The 9,063-nt window shown below is 39.8% G+C and carries 9 protein-coding genes; 6 read left to right on the forward strand and 3 right to left on the reverse strand.

Annotated elements, in window-relative coordinates:
• Nucleotides 1–211: 211 nt before the first annotated feature.
• Nucleotides 212–895 (reverse strand): hypothetical protein, encoded by a 684-nt coding sequence (locus tag ACYRY3_RS40125; protein ID WP_460207409.1) that lies wholly within the window; start codon nt 893–895, stop codon nt 212–214.
• A 767-nt stretch (nt 896–1,662) separates the two neighbouring features.
• Here ACYRY3_RS40125 and ACYRY3_RS40130 point away from each other — a divergent pair.
• The 4 genes from ACYRY3_RS40130 (at nt 1,663) to ACYRY3_RS40145 (ending at nt 5,548) form a co-directional block, all read left to right on the forward strand.
• Nucleotides 1,663–3,120 (forward strand): APC family permease, encoded by a 1,458-nt coding sequence (locus tag ACYRY3_RS40130; RefSeq protein WP_460207410.1) that lies wholly within the window; start codon nt 1,663–1,665, stop codon nt 3,118–3,120.
• A gap of 51 nt (nt 3,121–3,171) precedes the next feature.
• Nucleotides 3,172–3,831, forward strand: coding sequence for a cadmium resistance transporter (locus ACYRY3_RS40135; RefSeq protein ID WP_460207411.1), 660 nt, complete (start codon nt 3,172–3,174; stop codon nt 3,829–3,831).
• Nucleotides 3,832–4,155: 324 nt separating this feature from the next.
• Nucleotides 4,156–4,992, forward strand: a complete 837-nt coding sequence (locus ACYRY3_RS40140; protein WP_460207412.1) for a sulfite exporter TauE/SafE family protein — start codon at nt 4,156–4,158, stop codon at nt 4,990–4,992.
• A 4-nt stretch (nt 4,993–4,996) separates the two neighbouring features.
• A complete protein-coding gene (locus tag ACYRY3_RS40145) occupies nt 4,997–5,548 on the forward strand; it encodes a DUF1634 domain-containing protein (RefSeq protein WP_460207413.1) in 552 nt (183 codons plus the stop codon).
• A 130-nt stretch (nt 5,549–5,678) separates the two neighbouring features.
• Here ACYRY3_RS40145 and ACYRY3_RS40150 read toward each other — a convergent pair whose 3' ends face one another.
• Together ACYRY3_RS40150 and ACYRY3_RS40155 are read right to left on the reverse strand one after the other, a co-directional pair.
• The gene (locus ACYRY3_RS40150; protein WP_460207414.1) at nt 5,679–5,945 is read right to left on the reverse strand and encodes a hypothetical protein; all 267 of its coding nucleotides are present in this window, start codon (nt 5,943–5,945) and stop codon (nt 5,679–5,681) included.
• Between the two features lie 686 nt (nt 5,946–6,631).
• Complete coding sequence (locus ACYRY3_RS40155; protein WP_460207415.1) at nt 6,632–7,312, reverse strand: HAD family hydrolase; 681 nt, start codon at nt 7,310–7,312, stop codon at nt 6,632–6,634.
• A 213-nt stretch (nt 7,313–7,525) separates the two neighbouring features.
• Between ACYRY3_RS40155 and ACYRY3_RS40160 the strand changes: the two genes are divergently transcribed.
• Together ACYRY3_RS40160 and ACYRY3_RS40165 are read left to right on the forward strand one after the other, a co-directional pair.
• The gene (locus ACYRY3_RS40160) at nt 7,526–8,302 is read left to right on the forward strand and encodes a glucosamine-6-phosphate deaminase (protein WP_460207416.1); all 777 of its coding nucleotides are present in this window, start codon (nt 7,526–7,528) and stop codon (nt 8,300–8,302) included.
• 350 nt (nt 8,303–8,652) lie between these two features.
• Nucleotides 8,653–8,775, forward strand: a complete 123-nt coding sequence (locus tag ACYRY3_RS40165) for a hypothetical protein (protein WP_460207417.1) — start codon at nt 8,653–8,655, stop codon at nt 8,773–8,775.
• Nucleotides 8,776–9,063: the final 288 nt, after the last annotated feature.

Consider the following 9,063-nt stretch of genomic DNA (forward strand, 5'->3'; position numbering starts at 1 on the left):
ATATCCTGTTCGGTGAAGCATTTGTATAAAAATAACCCTCTCTAACCCTCCCCGAAGTTCGGGAAAGGTGCCGTCAGACGGGTGGGGTAGAGTTTGTGTATTATAAGTCAATACAGTTCAATTAGGGTTAATGTGTAAAAAATTACGTGTGTAGAGACGCGCTATTTGAAGCGTCTCTACATTGTGTTGCCCAACCTTTGCGTTAGCCTTGTTAATCGCCAAGACTGATTTGTGGAAACTGATTTGTAGGCGCAGTGGTAGCTCTTGTATCCAAGAATGCCTGAGATACTTTAGGCACAAACCAGTTTATTTTACTTTTGCTGGATTTGGAAACTTGAGTAACAGGCATACTAAATTCTATCGCTCCTGTATTTTGATTGGTAGCGATCGCCAACTTAGTTCCTTTTGGTACCTTGACAACAACACCACCAGTGATTTCCTGATTTTGTCCGTCAGAGGTTGGAGAGACAGCATTGACATCAGTAGGTATGTAAATTCCCTGACAATCCCAGTCATTTTGAGTTGTTTGACCATCAGCTAGAAAATACAACCCAGCATCGTAAGGGAAGTCCTCCTCATCAACATTTGCTGGTATTGGTCCGTAAACAGCTAGAGTGTTACCAGTGTTGTTCTGGCACTGACCCCAATTCACCCCTGTTTCAAAAGCGTACTTGAGCAATTCCAACTCATTGAGCTTATTTTCAATTTCCTCTGGTGTGTAATTCTCCAGTTGCGTTTGTGATTCTTGCACCGTTCGCAACTTATCGATTTCTTTAGTCAATTCTTTGTATTCTGAGCTTTTCGTAACTTTTGGTGGATCTGCAAAGGAAGGCTGAGCAAAGATGAAATTTGCTAAGAGTAGCACCACCATCAAAATATATTTGAAAGCTTTCATGATTTTTTCCAAGCTAAATGACAAAAGCAACAGATTTAAACCTATCACTTGCAAGAAGGATAAAGTAAGTTGGTACAAATTCAAGTTAACTGGTGAAAAAGACTTTTGTTCTTTGTTATTAATTATTTGTAATAAGCAAAGCACAAATGACTAATCTCAGTCAACACAGTTATGTTTAACTTTGCCTACCTACTTATCAATATTGTAGCAACTGCAAAGGCACAAGGTTTATGCATATTTCTGTCTTCTCAATCAGAAATTACTTTATCATCTCAGTCATTGTTTTGTAACCTTAAGAAAACATGAATTTTACACCACATGAATTTAAATATTTTCTGACTTCAGGGTGATGATTTCTGGAATATTGACTCTTCTATATTGCCGAACCATCTCATGTAAAGTATTCCGATAAACTTTGTGTGTATTTACTGCAACAAAAATTTTGTATCTTTAAATACTTATTTTTTGACAGTCAGAATAAAATCTAGTATTCCGATGAAGTTTATGTAGAATTAGATGTTATGAGAAAAGACTTAATCTGAGTTTTTAAAAGACTTGATTGTCAAAATTACATAAGCTATGATGACTTCGCAATAAGACTGACGTTCAAAACCTGGAAAAATGTATTTCTGTTTCCAAATTACAATGAAACATATGTCTTGAGGTTAAGGATTAGCTCCTTTCAGACGTATCAGCCCAAGCTATTTAAAAATTCCCTCATAAATAACCCAGAATATGTGCTATTCCATATTTGAAAAACTTTTAGGATGAAAAAGAAAATATTATCCCACCATGAAAGTGCTCACGGATTAAAACCGGGCTGTCTCTCTTTTGAAGAAGTTCTGGCTCAATCCTTTGCTGTTATTGCACCTACCACAATCCCTGCATCCAATATCGGTTTGATAGTAGCACTGTCAGGAAATGGAACCTGGTTAAGCTTTCTCATTGGCTTGATTGGATTGATATTAGTGAGTGTAAACATCAATCAATTCGCCAGTCGTTCGGCGTCACCTGGTTCCCTCTACTCTTACATAGTCAAAGGTTTGGGTCCGACTGCTGGTGTGATTTGTGGCTGGAGTTTGGTTTTGGCGTATCTGTTTACAGGGATGTCGGTATTATGTGGCTTTGCCAACTTCAGTGGAATCTTGATAGCTCAAGTGGGTATTCATCCATCCAGCATTACACTGTTAGCATTGGGGGCGGGAATCGCGTGGTATGCAGCTTATAAAGATATCCAGCTTTCCGCTATGGCAATGCTGTGGCTGGAAGGAATCTCGATAGCCTTGATTGCAGTATTGTGCTTGATGGTTTGGGCGCATAAGGGTTTTGCTTTAGATATGTCCCAACTAACTCTGTCTGATGTGAAGCCAGGGAAACTGGCGACGGGATTAGTGTTGGTGATGTTTGCTTTCTCTGGATTTGAAAGTGCTACATCTTTAGGTGATGAAGCGAAAAACCCACTGAAAACAATTCCCAAATCTGTCATGGGTAGTGTGATTCTCGCGGGTTTATTCTATATATCCACAACATATATTGAAATATTGGGCTTTAGCGGTACTGGCGTATCCATTACCAACACCGAAGAACCCTTGGGGTTTTTGTCCAAACAAGTGGGCATGGGATTTTTAGGAGAGTTAATCGCTGTTGGTGCCTTATTTAGCTTTTTTGCTTGCGTGCTTGGTTGCATCAATCCCGCTGCTAGAGTGTCTTTTATGATGGCACGTCATGGATTGTTCCACTCTAAGTTAGGTGTCGCACATTCTTCTAACCGTACACCCCACATGGCTGTGACAATGTGCTCGTTCCTGACATTCCTCGTCCCTGCAGTCATGTCCCTATTTAACATCAAATTATTTGAGAGTATGGGTTACTTAGGGGCTATTTGCAGCTATGGATTTCTCACTGTTTATATCCTCATTTCAATTGCAGCACCAGTTTATTTGTATAAAATCGGAAAACTTCGTCCTTCTAATGTGATGTTCTCCGTGCTGGCAGTTTGCTTCATGATGATTCCCGTATTGGGAAGTGTAGGAATTCCTGGTAGCAGTTTGTTTCCAGTTCCAGAGGCTCCCTATGATATTTTTCCCTACCTATTCTTGATGTATTTGGCTGTAACTTGTGGGACTTTTGTCATGCAAAGGCTTCGTTATCCCTGGATTGTTGCCGAAATGCAGCAAGGAGTGGAAGAAATTCACGCTAGATTTAGCGATCGCGACAAGCTTTAATTTTATCCAAAATTGCGATCGTGCCCTTAGAAAAGACACCTAAAGATAAATATGAGTGGATTAGTAACTGCAATTAGTACAGGGGCAGCAGCCTTCGGTGCCACCAACATTGATGATATAGTCATCCTCACGGTCTTTTTTTCACAAGTTAATGCGACATTTCGCCGTTGGCACATAGTACTTGGTCAGTATTTAGGATTTGCAGCACTAGTTCTTGCTAGCCTTCCCGGTTTCTTTGGGGGTTTAATTGTTCCGAAACCGTGGATTGGTCTTTTTGGCTTAGTACCTCTCGTTATAGGTATTAGATGCTTAATAAACAAAGAAGAAAATTCCGAGAAAGCCGAGGAAGAATCAGCGCAGCCTCAAAACTCTTTTTTTGCCAAGTTTCTCAATCTACAAGTTTATAGTGTTGCTGCTGTCACATTTGCTAACGGCAGCGATAACATTAGCATTTATGTTCCTTTATTTGCTAGCAGCACCTTGGAGAGCTTGCTCGTTATTATAGCGGTCTTTTTTCTGCTTGTAGGGATTCTCTGCTTTACAGCGTATCAATTGACCAATCAAAAAGCAATAGCTGAAATGCTGTCGTGTCATGGCAATACCTTTGTCCCATTTGTCTTGATAGGATTGGGAGCTTTAATTTTGGTAGAAAGTGGCATAGTGTCTTCTTTGCTTTCTGTTGTTAAGGGTGACTTTTCGATTTGGTTGTAAAGATGGAAGATTGTTAGTAGATAGTGGTTAGTGGAGAGTAGATATTAGTTATTGGTGTATTTATAATCGTGTAGTTATTAACTATTAACACCCAACTACTAAACACTAACTACTAACTTCTAACTAGAGGAGATTGCAACAAGTATGAAGTACAGATTATTGTAAGGTCAAACAGCCGTCTTTCCCTACCCATGGACTTCATTTACCTAAAAAATCCCGTATGTAAATTCTACGTAATAAAGCGTTTTTTTAAAGATTTTGGTATCAAATATACAAATCTTGTCCGGTTGTTCTAGTATAAATTTATAAACTAGAGGAATAAAATTGAGTATCTTAGAATTTTCATTATTAGTTTGGTTTGGGTCATTTACGGCTGGCTTTCTAGGGGCATTAACTGGTTTGGGGGGAGGAGTCGTGATTGTCCCATTATTAGCTTCAGTATTTGGCGTTGATATTAGATATGCAGTGGGTGCCTCTTTGGTATCTGTCATTGCTACCTCCTTAGGTGCAGCATCTACATATATAAAAAAAGGCTACACAAATCTGCGGTTGGGAATGTTTTTAGAAGTAGCAACAACTATTGGGGCTCTAATTGGAGCATTTATTGCTACTTTTATTTCTGTGAAAGCTCTAACTGTGGTGCTGGCTGTTGTTCTACTTTATTCTGCTTATCTTTCACAACAGCCCAAACTTGAGAACTCCGAAAGCGATGCACCCGATCCCCTCGGAACTTATTTACAACTTAATGGCAGTTACCCCGCACCTGAAGGGCTGATGTCTTATCAAGTTCACTCCGTCCCCGGTGGATTTAGCGTGATGCTTGTTGCGGGAGTGCTTTCTGGATTACTGGGCATTGGTTCGGGAGCTTTCAAAGTACTGGCAATGGATCAGATTATGCGTGTCCCGTTTAAAGTTTCTACAACCACAAGCAATTTTATGATTGGGGTAACAGCAGCTGCATCAGCTGGAGTTTATTTGGCAAGGGGTTATATAGATCCGGGATTGTCAATGCCAGTGATGTTGGGGGTATTGCCTGGTGCTTTTTTAGGAGCACGAGTTCTTATAGGAGCTAAGACCCGAACTCTAAGGATTGTGTTTAGTCTTGTGTTAGTCATCATGGCATGCAAAATGGTATTCAACAGCTTAACAACCGGGGCATAGTAACATGGAAAAAATGAATTTTGGTTTTTGGCGGGGTTCACCTACGCTCTTAAAAAGTAGATCGGCTGAATTTCAGTTACCGCAACTTGAAAAGTCCGATGGGGAGTTGACTCAGCAAAACACCAACACAGTGGTGCAAATCTCAAATAACTGTGAGATTGGTGCTAGCAAACACGATACAAAAACATCAAGTGATTTGCAACTTGAGCAGTTGCTTAGCAATTTATTAAGGTATGGCGTGTTGATTGCTAGCACTTTAGTTTTTGTTGGTGGTTTACTTTATTTAATTCGCAACGGTCATGAACCCGCTCAATACCAGTTTTTTCAAGGAGAACCACCTCAGCTTTGCTCTCCATCAGGTGTTATAGATGCCGTTTTATCAGGTAGCTATCGTGGAATCATTCAACTCGGACTACTGCTACTCGTTGCAACTCCCATCTTACGTGTAATCCTTTCCCTATTTTTCTTTTTACGACAGCGACAATATAACTATGTTGTTATTACTTTGATTGTCCTCACTGCTCTGATTTACAGCCTTATAGGAGCATACTATTAATTCAGCCAATTATTTTCTAATTTGGTAATACTCAATCCGGTTGATCAACTCCTTTTTATGGAACCGCTAAGTAAATTGTAGGGTGGGCATTGCCCACCTTTTATGTATCTCGGAAAACCTCTTTATACTCTTAAAAAAGAAACTGGTTTATTAAACCCAAATTTTGTTGAATGAACTCTGAGACATAGGTTCTTACCACATCAATCATTTCAACAGGGAATAATCCCAAAGCTACAGCAGATACTAAGCTAAAGAAACCAATTATTAAAGCCAGAAACCTTCCAAAAAAACCAGGGTTAATTTCCATAAAACCCAACCGTGATTGTCCTATAACAGCGATCGTTAAGAACACAATTCCTATGATTATCAAATAGGTTGTTAGGGGTACATTAGTCATAGTTTTAACAAGGATTGTTATCTATACTTTAGAAATTATAGCGATTTGCGATTTAATGAGGTACAACACTAAGGACGCAAGACTTGCATCCTCATATCAGGTGTATTTCATACTTCCTGCAGATGAAAACATCAATACAACTATCTCTGGTTAGCAAAATCCCCAACTTCTCTTAGCTGACATCTTGCACCTTCTTAATAAGAGGGTGGTGGGCTTTAGCCCTACCTACTCTGGTTAGCTATCTCTGGTTAGCAAAATCCCCAACTTCTCTTAGCTGACATCTTGCATCTTCTTAATAAGAGGGTGGTGGGCTTTAGCCCTACCTACGAACTAATAAGCTTTTTGGGCTTTTTTTTGCAATAAGTTGATGGTGCAAGATATGAGTTATACCAATTCTTTGTAAGGTTGCGCCAAATTTCTTCTGTTCTTTCTTTGTGTCCTTTGCGCCTTCGCGGTTCGTTATATAATTCGGCGCATCTTTATACAGAATTGGTATTAGAGGATGTTTGTCAAGCCTTGATTTCCTGTTTCCCCCTTTATCTTGATTTCTTATTTCCCCCTTCTTGATTGTTGTTTCCCCCTTCTTGATTGTTGTTTCCCTCTTCTTGATTGTTGTTTCCCCCCTTTATAAGGGGGGATTAAGGGGGGTACAAATGACAAATGACCAATGACCAATGACCAACCACTTATCCCAAAGTCGCTAAATCTTCTGTAAACTGAGAGTTCAACAACGTCCACAAATGTAGATCGGTAAAATCTGCAATTGTCATAAAAGCCCCAATTGCTTTGAGAACTGCTGGATCGTGAGTAGAAGTCACACCGATAGTGCGGATACCAGCACCAACAGCAGAACGAATTCCAGACGGTGAATCTTCCAATGCTATTGCTTGTTCTGCTGTGATACCTAACTTGTCTAGGGAGACTTGGTATGGTGCGGGGTCTGGTTTACCTGCTATGCAATCTTCCCCGATGACAACTACATCAAAGATTTTTTCGATGTCCAAAACTTCAAACATGAATTTGACATTGAGTTTTGGAGCATTCGTCACCAAAGCACGCTTGAGTTTGTGGCTATCTGTCCATGCTATGAGTTCTGAAAAGCCATTCATTGGTTTCAGAATTTCCCTGGCTTTTTGGCGGAAAAGAGCTTCTTTGTCGTCTGCAAATTTTACACCTTCTTCCAGTGGTAATTGTGGGAGTAAATCTTCTATAATTTGCGGGTTGGTTCGCCCGCTAATTCTGGATTTATAAAATGCTTCGTCTATATCCATGCCATAACCCAATAGCATTTCCCGCCAAGCTTGGTAGTGTATCGGGTCAGTATTGGCAATAGTGCCATCCAGGTCAAAAAGAATTGCAGCCAGCATGGTTTTGATAGTGTAAACTCTTGTAAAGTTTCTTTAATCAGTTTACACTTTTTTATGCCGCTTTGTTAATTAATAGGATTGCTTCAAAAGAAAAAACTATAATAAATCATTCAAATTGTGACAACCTATGGTAAACGGCACGAGTAGGGGCTGTCCCGGTAAGTACCCTTACTCGTTCCTTTCCTCGAAGTAGAAAGATTTTTTGAGACTCCAATGCCAACCGCAAACAAGTCTTTTCGTGTTGATGCTCTACAGGTACACGTGTACCGCTCTGAAGTCGAACTGGCACAGGATGTAGCGAAAATAACACAAGTAGATTTACAAAACATCCTCCTAAAGAAAGAAACGGCAGCTTTATTAATGGCAACAGGGAATTCCCAAATTAAATTTCTTGATGCTTTGATAGAAATCGGTGATGTTGATTGGTCGCGGATTATCTTTTTCCACCTAGATGAATACTTGGGTATTTCTGCTGACCATCCTGCTAGTTTCCGCCGCTATCTACGTGAACGTCTTGAAAACCGAGTTCAGCCCAAACAATTTCACTATATTGAAGGTGATGCCATGCAACCTTTGATAGAATGCGATCGCTACACCAATCTGTTGCAAGCACAACCTATAGACTTGTGCTGTCTGGGTGTTGGCGAGAACGGACATCTTGCTTTTAACGATCCAGCCGTAGCGGATTTTCACGATTCACATACAGTGAAACTCGTAAAATTAGATGAAGTTAACCGCCAGCAACAAGTGAATACAGGTTATTTTCCAAAATTGGAAGCTGTCCCGCAATATGCCTTTACCGTAACTATCCCGTTGATTTGTTCTGCTCAAAAAATCATCTGTCTTGCACAAGGGAAACGTAAAGCCAAGATAGTACAACAGATGTTGTATGAGGATGTAACCACTAATTGTCCCGCTTCTATTCTTCGCACCCAACAGCAAGCAACACTATTTTTAGATGTTGATTCTGCTGCTTTCGTGGAAAGTTAGGAATTGTAGAGACCAGACATATATTCGGTTTGCGAGTCAGTGAGGTACATTAGTAGGGGCTCACGTTTGCCCTGACAATTAGGTGTACCTCACGCATATGAAAATCGACTTAAGGCAGAAGTGATAAAAGCACAGCAGGTGGCTGTGCCTGTAAGCCTATTCCTATAGAGAAAAGCAGAACTGTCAACTATCCCTAACTTTACACGTGCAAAACAAAATGCCCTACCATTTGTGAGAAAATTTTCAAAACCTTCCCAACAACTTGAGTATTTTTACTGGATTTTTCTTATCCGGACACTTGTCAGTAAAATTTCGCTTTTTTTATCTATTGAGCTATTTGATAATAAGAATTGAATCCGATCAAAGTATTTGATGAGTCGGTTAATAGCAACGGCGCAGAAATACTCATTGTTTCGATTCAATTGCTAGAGCGTCTGGAAGTGCTGCTGTGGTTCCGAGCTTATTTGCAATAACTGCTATAGCACTCCTAAATAATTCTTGAAAAATCTCTAAGTAACGTAGGGTGGGGAGTGCCCACCGTTGTTCAATTGTGTGGCATAGCCCTACCTACGTATGTTTCAAAAATCAAATAGGATTCCTATAGTATTTGAAGCTAACAATATACAGACATTATTAACTCAACTGCATCTGACTTGTCATGCAGTTTCATCAAACACTCAATAATAAACAATTCTTTTAGGATTACTAAATCTAGAAAGGTGGTAGCACTAGCTTATTCTACATTTTCCGTGCTGCTATCA

This window comes from Scytonema sp. NUACC21, assembly GCF_054684315.1.